General features: G+C 73.4%; 11 protein-coding genes. 7 read left to right on the top strand and 4 right to left on the bottom strand.

The window, feature by feature from the left end:
- Window positions 1-23 precede the first annotated feature (23 nt).
- Window positions 24-479 carry a GatB/YqeY domain-containing protein gene (locus ACN27D_RS12160; protein WP_091330623.1) on the top strand — a complete coding sequence of 152 codons (456 nt, stop codon included), beginning with the start codon at window positions 24-26 and terminating at the stop codon, window positions 477-479.
- Window positions 480-555: 76 nt separating this feature from the next.
- On the opposite strand, the gene ACN27D_RS12155 is transcribed toward ACN27D_RS12160, so the two are convergent.
- Window positions 556-3,000: a transglycosylase domain-containing protein gene (locus ACN27D_RS12155; RefSeq protein ID WP_013474969.1), complete on the bottom strand. Its 2,445-nt coding sequence runs from the start codon at window positions 2,998-3,000 to the stop codon at window positions 556-558.
- A 404-nt stretch (window positions 3,001-3,404) separates the two neighbouring features.
- On the opposite strand from ACN27D_RS12155, the gene ACN27D_RS12150 reads away from it, so the two are divergent.
- The gene (locus tag ACN27D_RS12150; protein WP_013289026.1) at window positions 3,405-3,725 is read left to right on the top strand and encodes a WhiB family transcriptional regulator; all 321 of its coding nucleotides are present in this window, start codon (window positions 3,405-3,407) and stop codon (window positions 3,723-3,725) included.
- A 9-nt stretch (window positions 3,726-3,734) separates the two neighbouring features.
- Here the strand turns inward: ACN27D_RS12150 and ACN27D_RS12145 are convergent, their stop codons facing one another.
- From ACN27D_RS12145 to ACN27D_RS12135, 3 genes are read right to left on the bottom strand one after another with little or no spacing between them, the layout of a single operon-like run.
- Window positions 3,735-4,883 carry an ArsA family ATPase gene (locus ACN27D_RS12145; RefSeq protein ID WP_176739757.1) on the bottom strand — a complete coding sequence of 383 codons (1,149 nt, stop codon included), beginning with the start codon at window positions 4,881-4,883 and terminating at the stop codon, window positions 3,735-3,737.
- A 54-nt stretch (window positions 4,884-4,937) separates the two neighbouring features.
- Complete coding sequence (locus tag ACN27D_RS12140; protein ID WP_393156301.1) at window positions 4,938-5,912, bottom strand: ArsA-related P-loop ATPase; 975 nt, start codon at window positions 5,910-5,912, stop codon at window positions 4,938-4,940.
- A gap of 49 nt (window positions 5,913-5,961) precedes the next feature.
- The gene (locus ACN27D_RS12135; RefSeq protein ID WP_358173913.1) at window positions 5,962-6,552 is read right to left on the bottom strand and encodes a hypothetical protein; all 591 of its coding nucleotides are present in this window, start codon (window positions 6,550-6,552) and stop codon (window positions 5,962-5,964) included.
- A gap of 336 nt (window positions 6,553-6,888) precedes the next feature.
- Here ACN27D_RS12135 and ACN27D_RS12130 point away from each other — a divergent pair, with 336 nt between their 5' ends.
- The 5 genes from ACN27D_RS12130 (at window position 6,889) to ACN27D_RS12110 (ending at window position 12,521) form a co-directional block, all read left to right on the top strand.
- Window positions 6,889-7,329, top strand: a complete 441-nt coding sequence (locus tag ACN27D_RS12130; protein WP_120572750.1) for a hypothetical protein — start codon at window positions 6,889-6,891, stop codon at window positions 7,327-7,329.
- A gap of 62 nt (window positions 7,330-7,391) precedes the next feature.
- Window positions 7,392-7,547: a DUF4177 domain-containing protein gene (locus ACN27D_RS12125; protein ID WP_013289021.1), complete on the top strand. Its 156-nt coding sequence runs from the start codon at window positions 7,392-7,394 to the stop codon at window positions 7,545-7,547.
- A 5-nt stretch (window positions 7,548-7,552) separates the two neighbouring features.
- Window positions 7,553-8,014 (top strand): RidA family protein, encoded by a 462-nt coding sequence (locus ACN27D_RS12120; protein WP_120572751.1) that lies wholly within the window; start codon window positions 7,553-7,555, stop codon window positions 8,012-8,014.
- A 128-nt stretch (window positions 8,015-8,142) separates the two neighbouring features.
- Window positions 8,143-8,943: an MBL fold metallo-hydrolase gene (locus tag ACN27D_RS12115; protein ID WP_421499130.1), complete on the top strand. Its 801-nt coding sequence runs from the start codon at window positions 8,143-8,145 to the stop codon at window positions 8,941-8,943.
- Window positions 8,940-12,521 (top strand): adenylate/guanylate cyclase domain-containing protein, encoded by a 3,582-nt coding sequence (locus ACN27D_RS12110; protein WP_358173916.1) that lies wholly within the window; start codon window positions 8,940-8,942, stop codon window positions 12,519-12,521. Before ACN27D_RS12115 ends, ACN27D_RS12110 begins: the two co-directional genes overlap by 4 nt.
- Window positions 12,522-12,612: the final 91 nt, after the last annotated feature.

The raw sequence follows: 12,612 nt of genomic DNA, 5'->3' as shown, positions 1-12,612 counted from the left end.
CGTTCAGGGTAGTTTCACCGTCCATGAGCACGCTGAAGGACCGTCTCACCGCCGACATGCGCGCCGCTCTCAAGGCGCGCGACGAGCTGACCACCTCCACGCTGCGGATGGCCCTGGCCGCCGTGGGCAACGCCGAGGTCGCCGGCCGGGAAAAGCGCGAGCTCAGCGACGACGAGGTGCTCGCCGTGCTGACCAAGGAGGCGAAGAAGCGCCGCGAGGCGGCGGTGGCGTTCGCCGACGCGGGGCGCGCCGAGCAGGCCGGCAAGGAGACCGCCGAGGGCGAGGTGCTGGAGCGCTACCTGCCCAAGCAGCTCTCCGACGAGGAGCTGGCCGAGCTGGTCTCGGGGGCGCTCGCCGCGGGCGGCTTCACCGGTAAGGCGCAGATGGGCCCGGCCATGAAGGCGGCCCAGGCCGCGGTGGCCGGCCGGGCCGAGGGTGGTCGGGTGGCCGCCGAGGTACGCCGCCAGCTCGGTCTCTGACCCGGCGCTTCCGTAGCGCGGAAACGACGACGGCCACCTCCCGGAGGAGGTGGCCGTCGCTGTCTGCTGTCCGGGATCAGTTCCCGGGTCGTCCCGGTCTGCCGTTACCCGGTCCGCCCGGGCCACCCGGCCGGTCCGGTGTCGCGGTGCCGCCCTGCTCCGGGGTGCCGCCCTGGCCGGAGCTGACCTCGATCATCACCACGCCGCCCTTGATGGTGCGCCCGTCGGGGCTGGTGCCGGCCGCGGTGCCGGCCGGGCACTCCGACGGCACCTTGTTGCTGGAGACCACCGGCTCGAAGCCGGCACCCTTCAGCCGGGACTTCGCGGTCTCGATCGACTCGCACTTCACGCCCGGGATGGAGCGCTGGTCGCCCAGGACGATCTTGCCGCTGGGCGGGGTGAAGTTCTTCCGCTCCTTGCCCTTCATGGCGTCACGCAGCGTCTGGTAGACCGCCGGGTTGATGCCCTGGGGCGTCTCGTCGTGGCCCATCTTCTGGTTGGTCTGCGGCCAGTCCGGGTCGGCCATGATGCCGGCCACCGCATACTGCTTGGTCATCGCGACCAGGGCCGAGGTGCGGTCGGAGTCGGTGGTGCCGGACTTGCCGGCCACCGGCGCGTTGACGATGTTGCGGACGTTGCCGGCGGTGGCGGGGCCGCACTTGGTGGTGGAGGAGCGGTCACCGACCGGGCAGCGCGCGGCGTCGACGGCGGCGCGGGCCACCTCGGTGCTGACCCGCTGCTCGCAGCGGGGGTTGGCGACGTCCAGCTTCTCGCCGTCCGGACCGCGGATCTCCTGCACCGGGATCGGCTCGCAGTACTTGCCGTCGGCGGCGAGCGTGGCGTACGCGTTCGCCAGCTCCAGCGGCGTGGTCTGGGAGACGCCGAGGCTGAACGCGCCCCACTGGTGCGGGTTGGCGGCGAGCTGCGCGTCGCTCGACGAGCGGAACGTGATGCCGAGCTTCTGCGCGGCCTTCACCACGTTCTCCGCGCCGACCCGCTGCTGCAGGTCGATGAAGAACGTGTTCACCGAGAAGCCGAAGCCACTCCACATGTTGTGCATGCCGGCCATCGCGGGGTTGGCGTTCTTCGGGCAGTACTTGCTGGTGCCCGGGCAGGCGGCGGGGGAGTTGAACTCGACCGGGTAGTCCGACTTGAACACCGGCTGCGCGTTGATGGGGTAGCTGAGCGGGTAGCCCTTCTCCAGCGCGGCCACCAGCGTGAAGATCTTGAAGGTCGAGCCGGCCTGGTAGCCGGCGATGCCGGGACCACCGGTGACCAGCGGGTTCACCGTGTTGGGGTAGTTGCCCCGGATCTTCTTCTTGGCCTTCTTCGGGTCGCTGGAAATCTTGTTCTGCGGGTCGGCCGGGTCGTCGAGCTTGAAGTTCCGGTTCACCGCCACGGCACGGACCCGGCCGGTGCCCGGTTCGACGGCGGCCACCATCCGGGCCGCCTTGCTGCTCTCGCCGAGCTTGTTGCGGACGGCCTTGTCGGCGCCCTTCTGCGCCTGGACGTCCAGCGTGGAGATGATCGTGTAGCCGCCGCTCTTGAGCCGCCGCTCCCGGTCGTACGAGGTGGCGCCGAACGTCTCCTGCTGGAGCCACCAGCGGTAGAGGTAGTCGCAGAAGAAGCCCCAGGAGCGGGTGGTGGTCTGGGTGCAGCCGTTCGGGGTGCGCTTGCCCCTGACCTCGAGCTTGATCTTCTTGGCGGCGTCCGCCTCCTGCTGGTTGATCGCGCCGATCTGCACCATGTTCTGGATGACGTAGTCGCGCCGGCCGACCGCCTCGGGGTAGCCCGACTTGGTGGTCGGGTCGAACGAGGTGGGGGCCTTCACCATGCCGGCGAGCATCGCCGACTCCTGGATGTCGAGCTTGCTCGGCGGCTTGTTGAAGTAGACCTGGCTGGCCGCCCAGATGCCGTACGCGCCGTTGCCGAACGCGGCGATGTTCAGGTAGCGCCGGAGGATCTCGTCCTTGGAGAGTTCCTTGTCGACCTGGAGCGCCAGGCTCATCTCGCGCAGCTTGCGACCGCTGGTGTCCTCGGTCGCGGCGACGACGTCGGCCGGGTGGGTGGCCGAGTAGGAGATGGCCAGCCGGACGTACTGCATGGTGAGCGTCGACGCGCCCTGCCGGGAGGAGCCGGCGGCCTGGTTGTTGACGAAGGCCCGCGCCACACCGTTGATGTCCACGCCGTTGTGCTTGTAGAAGTCGTGGTCCTCGGCCGCGATGATGGCCTTCTGCATGTACGGCGAGATGTCCTTGAGCTGGACGTCCTTGCGGTTCTCGTCGTACATCGTGGCCAGCACGGTCTTGCCGTCGGCCGCGAGCAGCTTGGTGATCTGGGGTGCCCGGGCGACTGTCAGCTCCTTGGGCAGCGCCTCGAACGTCTCCGCTCCGGCCTTGGCGGCCAGTCCGGACATCGCTGCCACGGGGAAGGCCGCCGCGGCGACCACCACTCCGGCCAAGAGGCCGCAGATCAGCAGCGATGCGGCGTTGGTCAGCACGTTGTGGTCACGTTTCCGCATCCAGGTCACCTCGACAGGGTACGCGAGTAGGAATCGGCGGGCGCGTGGGGAAGTTTCCCCATTTCCTGCATGCGCCGGCCTCGTTGTGCTAAACGCACGAGCCCTGGTCCGGGGTTGCGTGAGATCCGGCGGAAGTCTCTGCCGAAGTCCGGCAGTGGCGCAGCGTTTTCACGTACTCGGGCGGGGTAGTCGCGGGGCGAAAGCCCGGGAAGCCGGGAGTGTCCGGAATGATGGATTTCGCCGACAACGTTGCGTAATCGGGCGACTACACAGCATGATGGTGGCGGCGACCGCAGCCATGAGTCGTTTGTGCCGCCCTGGGGAGGCCGGCGCGAACGACCGGGGGGAAGTACGAGGGCTGCTCGCGCGAAGTCGGTAGGTACTGCAAGGGGGGACGTGTACAGATGGGCATGATCACTGACTGGCCGTCACTGGCGGCGTGTCAGAACGGAGACCCGGACGCGTTGTTCGTACAGGGCGCCGAACAGAACGTGGCGAAGAGGATCTGCCGGAGCTGCCCAGTTCGGTACGAGTGCCTGGCCGACGCGCTCGACAACCGGATCGAGTTCGGGGTGTGGGGTGGCATGACCGAGCGCGAACGCCGGGCGTTGCTGCGCCGCCACCCGCAGGTCACCAGCTGGCGCAAGATGTTCGAGGCGGCCATGAAGAAGAACGCCAAGGAGAAGGCCGGCAAGGACAAGATCCTGGTCACCACGGCCAACTGACCGGACCGGTCAGCTCCGGCTGATCGCCTCGCCGATCGTCCGCAGCCCGTCGACGTCGTGCACGTCGGCGGGCTGCGCCGTCACCGACACCGCCGGCACCGCCGGGAACGCCTCGGTGAACCGGGCCGCCACCTGCTCCTCGCGTACCGCCTGCTGGGCCAGCGCGGCGTGCGCGCGCAACACCTCGACGGTGCCCTCGTGCCCACCCACGCCGGCCAGCCGCTCCGCGGCGGCCAGGCTCTCCGCGGCGGACAGGTCCGCCGCCGGCCGGTGCACCCGGTTGAGCACCAGCCCGGCCAACGGCATCCGCTCCTCCCGCAGGCGCCCGGCGAAGTAGGCGGCCTCCCGGACAGCGTCCGGCTCCGGCGCCGCGACCAGCAGGAACGCCGTCTCCCGGGCCTGGAGGATCCGGTACGTCTGTTCGGCGCGCTGCCGGAACCCGCCGAACATCGAGTCGAGGGCGGCCACGAAGCCGGACAGGTCGGTGAGCAGCTGGGCGCCGATCACCTTCTGCACCACCTTCGAGAACATCCCGAAGCTCGCCGTGACCAGGCTGAACATGCTCCGCCCGCCGCTGCGCGCCGGGGCCAGCAGCAGCCGCAGCATCCGGCCGTCGAGGAACCGGGACAGCCGGGCCGGCGCGTCCAGGAAGTCGAGCGCGGAGCGCGACGGCGGCGTGTCCACCACGATCAGGTCCCACTCGCCCCGGGCGTGCAACTGGCCCAGCTTCTCCATCGCCATGTATTCCTGCGTGCCGGCGAAGGTGGAACTCATGGCCTGGTAGAAGGGGTTGGCGAAGATCTCCGCCGCCTTCGCCGGGTCGGTGTGCTGGAGCACCACGTCGTCGAACGTGCGCTTCATGTCGAGCATCATGGCGTGCAGTTCACCGCCGCCGGCCTCGACGTCGATGCCCTTGACCTGCCGGGGTGTGTTGTCCAGCTCGGTCAGGCCGAGCGACTGGGCCAGCCGGCGCGCCGGGTCGATGGTGAGCACCACCGTCCGCCGGCCGTGCCGCTCGGCCGCGCGCAGCGCCAGCGCCGCCGCCGTGGTCGTCTTGCCCACGCCGCCCGCCCCGCAGCAGACCACGATCCGTACGCCGTCGTCGGCGAGGATCTGGTCGACGTCAAGCGGAGGCGCCGCGTCTTCGGAAGGCACCAATCGAGCGTATCGGTCCCGAGGGGCACTCTGCTCCGTGCCGGCCGCAGGTGTGAGTCAATCCGCCCGGACGAGGGCCTCGGCGAGCGTCTCCAGCCCGGCCCGGTCGACCCCCTCGGGCAGCAGCGGCAACTCGACCAGGGGCAGGCCGAGATCCACCAGGTCACCCCGGAGGGAGTCCTCCAGATCACGGCGTACCTGCTGGTCACGAGCCTCCTCGACGAGCCCGGCCACGGTCGGGCCGTCGGTCGGCAGGCCGGCGGCGGCCAGCCCGCGCTTCAGCTCGGCCGCGGTGACCGCCCGACCGGCCGGCACCGGCGGGCGGACGCCGTTGACGATCACGCGGCCGACCGGGAAACCGAGCTGGGTCAGCTCCGCGACCGCGTCGAGCGTCTCCTGGACCGGCATCTCCTCCAGCAGCGTGACCACGTGCACAGCGGTCATCGGCGACCGGAGCAGCGCGGAGACGCCCTCGCTCTGGGTCTTGATCGGGCCGACCTTCGCCAGCCGGGCCGTCTCCGCCGTCACGTTCAGGAAGCGGCCGATCCGCCCGGTCGGCGGCGCGTCCAGCACCACCGCGTCGTACGTCCGGCGTGACCCGTTCGTCCGGGTGGTCGCCTCCTTGACCTTGCCGGTGAGCAGCACGTCGCGCAGGCCCGGCGCGATCGTGGTGGCGAAGTCGATCGCGCCGAGCTTGCGCAGCGCCCGGCCGGCGGCGCCGAGCTTGTAGAACATGTCCAGGTATTCGAGGAGCGCCTCCTCGGCGTCGACCGCCAGCGCCCGCACCTCACCGCCGCCGGGCGCGTCGGCGAGGTGCCGCTCCTCGTACGGCAGCGGATCGGTGCCGAAGAGCTGGGCGATGCCCTGCCGGCCCTCCACCTCGACCAGCAGGGTGCGCCGGCCCTCGGCGGCCAGGCCGAGGGCCAGCGCGGCGGCCACGCTCGTCTTTCCCGTGCCGCCCTTGCCGGTCACCACGTGCAGGCGGGCCGGCCATCTGCCGGCGGGCTCGGCCGGCTGCTCACTCGCTGCCATCCGTCGAGCCTAACCAGCCGTTGGGACCAGCTCTGTCCGGCCGGTGGGATCAGCCGACCTCGCAGACCCACCAACCCGTCTTCCGCACCACCGTGAAACGCAGCGCCTGCTCGGCGACCTTCTCGTCGGCGGTGGTCATGGTCACCCGGGCGGAGACGGTGGCCCGGTCCCCGGTCTGGTTGTCGACGGTCGGGGTGGGCCAGCGGAACCGGGGGTTCTGGTACTGCGCGACGTACTTCTGCACCTCGGCGACCTTGGTGGCGATCTTCTCGTCGTCGCGGGCCGCGGAGCAGACGAACGTGGCCGCCTTGTCGGCGTCGCGTTCCTGGTAGACGGCCTTGAGGAAGCCGTCCACCGCGACCTGCGGCTCCTTCGCGCCCTGGCCGTCCTCGCTGTCGCGCAGCGCGAGGAACGCGGCAGTGCCCCCGCCGCCGCAGAGCAGGACCGCGGCGGCCAGCACCAGCGAGACGATCAGCACCGCCGGTCGCTTGCGCGGCTGCGGATACGGCGGTGTGCCGGACGGGTAGGCCGGCGGGCCGGCTGTGGGTGCGGATCCCGGCGGTGCGCCGCCGGTGGGCGGCGGTTGCGGATTCGGGTCGCCGGGCGTGCCGGTGTCGCCACCGGCGGGCGGTTGGGTCATCTGTCTCCCCCGGGTTGCGGCTCCCGTCGCCGCCCCAGGCGACGGGCACGGGTCGAGGTGTGCGGGCGCGCGTCGGCGCGCGTCCAGTCCGGAAGGGTATCGGTCGGCGGGGCGCTTGCCAGCCCCGCGTACGCGCCCCGCCGGACGGAGTCGGCTACCGCGTTCCCGATCAGCCTTGTGTCGCAAATGTGACTGGAGGTGACGAGGCGTGCGCGTCCCGTTGCCGGGACTTGTCGCAGGATCTACGTTCGTCCCCGACGCGGAGAGCCGGGCCGGGGACGGCTCCGAGCCGGATGGCGGTGTTGGTTGAACAGGTACGACGCCCGGAGGCGAAGGATGCGCGACGCGGAGAACAGTCCCCGAGGTCAGTTCCCGGGTGACCGGGCCGGACGGCCGGGCGATGCCGAGGGGCCGGCCGCGCCGTTCAACGAGCGCTCCTACGGCTCGGCGGCCGACGGGATCCGGACGCTTCCCCGTTCCGGCGGGAAGGGGCGGGACGAGGACGAGCCCGGCTACGTCATCCACCTCCAGGTCCGGGTGCCCGACCTGGCGGCGGCCACCGCGCTCGCCGGCACGGTGGCCACCTCGCTGGGCTTCCTGGTGGAGCTGGACGCGGGCGAGACCACCGTCTCCACCGCCGACGACCAGAACAACAGGCACCGGGTCTTCTGCGACCTGCTGCTGCCCGACCGCAGCCGGTGCCCGCAGCGCTTCGAGCACGAGGGCCCGTGCGGCGAGCCGCCGCCGGCGCCGGAGCCGCGTCCCGCGTCCTGGTGACCGCGGCGGACCGTAGGCTGTGCCTGACCGAAGTCCAAGTCAGGCAAGGGAGCCCTCCTCCGATGCAGAAGTGGGAATACGCCACGGTGCCGCTGCTGGTCCACGCGACCAAGCAGATCCTCGACAACTGGGGCGAGGACGGCTGGGAACTGGTCTCCGTGGTCCCCGGCCCGAACCCGGAGCAGCTCGTCGCGTACCTGAAGCGTCCGAAGGGCTGACCTCCATGAGCAACGGACCCCACGCGAAGCTCGCCGAGCTCGGCCTCGCGCTGCCCGAGGTGGTGCCGCCGGTGGCCAGCTACGTGCCGGCCGTCCAGTCCGGGCAGCACGTCTACGTGTCCGGCCAGCTGCCGATGGCCGAGGGCAAGCTGCTCGCCACCGGGAAGGTCGGCAACGGCGTCTCGGCCGAGCAGGCGAAGGACCTGGCGGAGCGGTGCGCGCTGAACGCGCTCGCCGCGATCGACGCGCTGGTCGGGCTGGAGAACGTGGTCAAGGTCGTGAAGCTGACCGGCTTCGTGGCCAGCGCACCCGGCTTCACCGGCCAGCCCGGCGTGATCAACGGCGCCTCCGACCTGTTCGGCGCCGTGTTCGGCGAGGCCGGCCGCCACGCCCGCAGCGCCGTAGGCGTGGCGGAGCTTCCCCTGGACGCCCCGGTAGAGGTTGAGGTCATCGTCGAGGTCGCGTGACCCTCGCCCGCCACTGAAGCCCGCGATCTTGCGGTTGTGGCCCCGGCAGAAGCCCCACACGGGGACAAAGCTCGGGCCGGAACTGCAAGATCGCGGGGAGTGGCGGGCGGAGTCGTACGATCGCACCCATGGGTGGGCGTATGGCCGGTGCGGCGGGGGCGCTTGCGGACGGGCTGCCGGGGTGGGTGACGTTGCTGCGTGCGCCGAACCCGGGGCCGATGACGCTCGACGGGACGAACACGTGGGTGCTGCGGGCCGGGCCGGACGCGCCCGCCGTCGTGGTCGACCCGGGGCCGGCCGACGAGGGGCACCTGGCCGCCATCGCGGCGCACGGGCCGGTCGGGCTCGTGCTGATCACGCACGGACACGCGGACCACACCGAGGGCGCGCCCCGGCTCAGCGAGCTGCTCGGCGGCGTGCACGTGCTCGCCGCCGACCCGGCGCACACCATCGGTGGTGAGCCGCTGACCGAGCCGGGCGAGGACTTCGGCGGGTTCGGCCTGGAGATCCGGCTGCTGCCCACCCCCGGGCACACCGCCGACTCGGTCTGCCTCGTCGCCGCGCACGACGGCGAGCGCGTCGTGCTGACCGGTGACACCATCCTCGGCCGGGGCACCACAGTGGTCGCCCACCCGGACGGGCACCTCGGCGACTACCTGTCGAGCCTGGAGCTGCTCTCCGCGTACCGGGGGATCCCGGCGCTGCCGGGCCACGGCCCGGCGCTGGCCGACTGCGGTGTGGCGGCCGACTTCTACCTGGCCCACCGGCGGGCCCGGCTGGACCAGGTGCGCGCCGCCGTCGCCGCGGGCGCCACCACCGCCGCCGAGGTGGTCGCCGTGGTCTACGCCGACGTCGACAGGTCGCTGTGGTGGGCCGCCGAGTGGTCGGTCCGGGCCCAGCTCGAACACCTCGGGGTGGAGCAGCCGTGACCTGCCCGGTGTGCGGAACCGTAGCCGTGCCCGGGGCGCGGTTCTGCCACAACTGCGGGGCGGCGCTGCCGGCTGCCGCCACGCTGCCCGCCGCCGAGCGCCGCGTGGTGACCGTGCTCTTCGGCGACCTGTCCGACTTCACCTCCTGGTCGGAGGACCTGGACCCGGAACGGGTCGGCGCGGTCACCGACCGGGTGCTCGCCGCCCTCGCGGGCGCGGTCAAGACGTTCGGCGGGCACGTCGACAAGCTCACCGGCGACGGGATCATGGCGGTCTTCGGCGCGCCGGTCGCGCACGAGGACGACGCCGAGCGGGCCGTCCGCGCGGCGCTGTCCATGCAGCGCGCGGTGCGGCGGGTGCTCGACGACGAGCGCGGCGGCGGCGCGCCGCTGGGCCTGCGCGTCGGCCTCAACACCGGCGACGTGATCGCCGGCATCCAGGCGGCGATCGAGTACACGGTCATCGGCGACACGGTGAACACCGCCGCCCGCCTGGCCGACGCCGCAGCGGTCGGCGCGGTCTACGCCGGGGCGCGCACCTCCGCCGCGACCCGGCACGTCGCCTCCTGGCGTGCGCTGCGCCCGCTGCGGCTCAAGGGCAAGCGGGAGCCGGTCGAGGCGTACGAGCTGCTGGGCCTGCTCGACGCGCCTGGCACCCGGTCCGGCCTGGGCGACGAGGCGCCGTTCGTGGGCCGGGAGACCGAGATCGGCCGGGTGGCCGGCCGGCTCGCCGAGGTGATCGACCGGGGTGAGCCCCGGGTGCTGCTGATGACCGCCGAGGCGGGGATCGGCAAGTCCCGGTTCGCGGCCGAGGTGGAACGCCTCGCCGCCGGCTACGACGTCGGCGCCGGGCGGTACGCGGCGCACACCGGCGCCCGGGTGCTCTCGGTGCGGTGCGCGGCGTTCGGCGAGCGTCGCCGGCTGGCGCCGCTGGCCGACCTGGTCCGGGCCGCCGTCGGCCTGCCCGGCGACGCCGCCACCGCCGTCACCCGGCCGGCCGTCGAGGAGCGGCTGCGCCGCCTCGGCCAGCGCCTGTCCCGGCTGCCCGGCGACCCGCCGCCGATCGCCGTGGACCAGCTCCTGGCCCTGCTCGGGTACGCCGAACTCCCGCCCGCCACGGAGAACGGCGAGTGGAACGCGGCCGGGCCGCCGCCGGACGACGAGGCGGTGCCGACGGCTGTCGCGGACCTGCTCAGCGCGCTCGCCGTGGAGGCGCCGCTGGTGATCGTGGTGGACGACCTGCACGACGCGACCGCCGAGACGCTCAAGGCGCTGGCGCTGACCCTCAACCGGCTCAGCGGGCCGGTGCTGGTGATGCTGCTCGGCCGTCCCGAGCTGGTACGCACCGCCGGTGCGCTGACCCGCGTCGCGGACGCCGAGGTGCACGCGCTGCCGCCGCTGCGCGGCGCGGACGCGTCCCGGCTGCTCACCAGCTACCTGTCCGGCGGCCGCATGCCCCAGGCCGACGCGGACCGCCTGCTCGCCACCGCGCAGGGCAACCCGTTCTACCTGGCCGAGCTGGTCACGCTGCTGATGGAGCGCGGAGCGCTCACCGCCGGCCCGGGCCGGGGCGCCGACGTCGGCTGGCGGCTCGCCCCCGGCTCGCTGGGCAGCCGGCTGCTCTCCCGGGACCTGGCCGCGGTGCTCGCGGCGCGTATCGACGCGCTGCCGCCCAACGCCCGCTCGGCGCTGCGCGACGCCGCCGTGGTGGGTGACACCGTACCGGCGGGCGCGCTGGAGGCGTTGCGGGAGCAGCGGGTCGGGCAGGACGGGCGGCCCGCCGCGGTGGCCGCCGTCGAGCTGGACCGGGCCGTTGAGGAACTGCTGCAACGGCGCATGCTGCACCGGACCCGCAGCGGGTTCGCCTTCGCCACCCCGCTGATGCGGGAGGCCGCGTACGCCGGGGTGAGCAAGGCCGAGCTGGCCGAGCGGCACGCGGCGCTGGCCCGCTGGGCCGCGCCGGAGAGCGTCGACGAGACCGGCGCCGCACCGGGCGGCGCGTTCACCGAGTCCGCCCGGGACGACTTCGTCGCCGAGCACGTCGAGCGGGCCACAGCGCTCGCCGACGCGGTCAAGCTGCGCCCGGACGCGCCGGCCCGGGCGGTCACCCCGCTGGGCGTGGCCGCGCTGGGCCGGGCCGCCCGCCGGTCGCTGCGCTCGGGGGAGCCGGCGCTCGCCGTCGAGTACGCCGAGCGCGCGGCCGAACTGGCCCGCGACGGGGTGCCACCGGCCGACCGGGTGGTGCACGCCCGGGCGCTGCTCCAGGTCGGCCGCCCGGCCGACGCGCTCGCGTTCGCCGAGAAGATCGCCGCGAACACCGGCGACCCGGCCACCCGTACCGCCGCGCTGCTGCTCGCCGGGCAGGCCCAGCAGACCCTCGGCGACGCCGAGCGGGCCGAGTGCAACTGGCAGGAGGCGTTGCAGGTGGCCACCGACGCCGACCTGCCCACCCTGCGGGCCTCGGCGATGCGCCGGCTCGGCATGGCCGACTTCATCGCCGGCCGGCTCGGGCAGGCGAGCAGCCGGCTGGCCGCGTCCTACCAGGTCAGCCTCGCCGCACGGGATCCCCGCGGGCAGGCCTGGTCGTTGCAGAACCTGGCCTGGGTGACCACCACCCGGGGCGACTTCGCCGGCACCGACGCGGTGCTCGGCCGGGCCGCCCGGCTCTTCGCCGAGCTGAAGGACCCGTACGGGCGGGCCTGGCTGCGCGGCACCACCGCGTTCGCCCGGCTGCTCGCCGGCCGGTTGCGGGAGGCGTGCCGGATGGCGCGGGTGTTCCTGCCGTTCGGGGAGCGGGTCGGCGAGGCGTGGGCGGTGGGGACGCTGCGCGCGGTCGAGGCGTACGCCACCGCCGAACTGGGCGACCTGGCCGAGGCGGACCGGGCGGCGCGGCGCGCGTACCGGGACTTCGCCGAGGTGGGCGACGACTGGGGGCAGGGCTTCGCGCTGGTGGTGCGCGGGGTGGTGGCGCGCGGGCTGGGCGAGCCGGAACACGCGGCCGACCTGTTCACCGAGGCGCTGGAGTACGCCGACCGCACCACCCACCCGCTGCTCACCGGCATGGCCGGGACGCTGCGCGGCTTCGTGGCGCTGGACATGGGCGACCACGAGACCGCCGAGCGGGAGGCGCGGTCGGTGCTGACCCGGGTGGAGCCGCACAACCCGCAGGCGCCGGCCCAGGTCGCGCCCCGGGTGCTGCTCGCCATGGCCCGGCTCGCGGCGGGTGACCCGGGCACCGCCGTGGGGCTGCTCGCCCCTGTCGCCACCGGCGCGGCGAACGCGCCCTCGCTGCTGTTCTCGCGGCGGCAGACGATGGCCCGGTACGCCGCCGCGCTGCTCGCCCACGGCCAGCGCGAGCAGGCGCTCGACTGGGCGCAGCGGTCGATCACCGCTCCGGCCGAGGACGTGCGCAGCCAGGTGGTGGCGCTGCTGGTGCTGGCCGAGGCGCTCGACGCCTGCGGTCGCCGGGCCGAGGCGCTGACGAACGCGGAGGAGGCGGTACGCCTCGCGTACGCCACCGAGCAGCGCAGTGAGCGGATGGTCGCGGACGCCTTGCGGGTCCGCCTCTCCGGCGGCTGATCGTCCTTGTTCTGACGGTTCCGGGGATGTGTTCGTCGGTGGGGCCGGTTAGCGTGGGGCGGCGACAGCCGTGGATCGGCTGTCGCCTCCC

The sequence above is a fragment of the Micromonospora sp. WMMD1274 genome, from assembly GCF_049179035.1.
Classification (GTDB): Bacteria; Actinomycetota; Actinomycetes; order Mycobacteriales; family Micromonosporaceae; genus Micromonospora; species Micromonospora tulbaghiae.
The sequence above is the reverse complement of the archived record's forward strand: the minus strand, read 5'-3'. Positions and strand labels throughout refer to the sequence as shown.